A 451-nucleotide genomic window follows, 5' to 3' on the forward strand; every position below is an offset into this window, starting at 1 on the left:
GGGGAACCGTTTTATTGAAGAAAGAGTCCAACTGTCGAGCTTGTCTCTTAGTTTTCTTCTCCAGTTGTTGCCGTTCTTTATCGTCAGAAAACGACGCAGCAGCAGCAGTGGCTTCGCAATATTTCATCCACTTATAGTTGAGTAGCGACATACTCTCACGAAACATCTCGTTTCGGGGATCACGCCCCAATCGTTGGAACTGCATCACCGCGTTACGGAGTACGTCCTCAGGCATGAATATTTCTGTGGTGATCTTGGTATCTCGTCGCTCGACACGGCCAATGGCCTGCATTATCACTTTCAAAAGTTCCATACAGTGCTCGTCATTCAAGATCTTGTAATTCTCCCCCGTAACCAAACTTGTACTGAAATCACTCAAGCGTTTCGTCCCATTCGAGGCGGCAAAGTGTTTCAACAAAGTCACGTAGTTCTCCAGAGAATTCCACCCACC

General features: G+C 47.0%; 1 protein-coding gene. It reads right to left on the bottom strand.

Annotation, left to right across the window (positions count from 1 at the left end):
- A partial coding sequence (locus AB4486_RS26410; protein ID WP_372119721.1) for a hypothetical protein occupies positions 1–424 on the bottom strand: 424 nt, incomplete at its 3' end.
- Positions 425–451: the final 27 nt, after the last annotated feature.

Origin of the sequence: Vibrio sp. 10N.222.55.C6 (assembly GCF_041473395.1) — a bacterium.
GTDB lineage: Bacteria > Pseudomonadota > Gammaproteobacteria > Enterobacterales > Vibrionaceae > Vibrio > Vibrio crassostreae_C.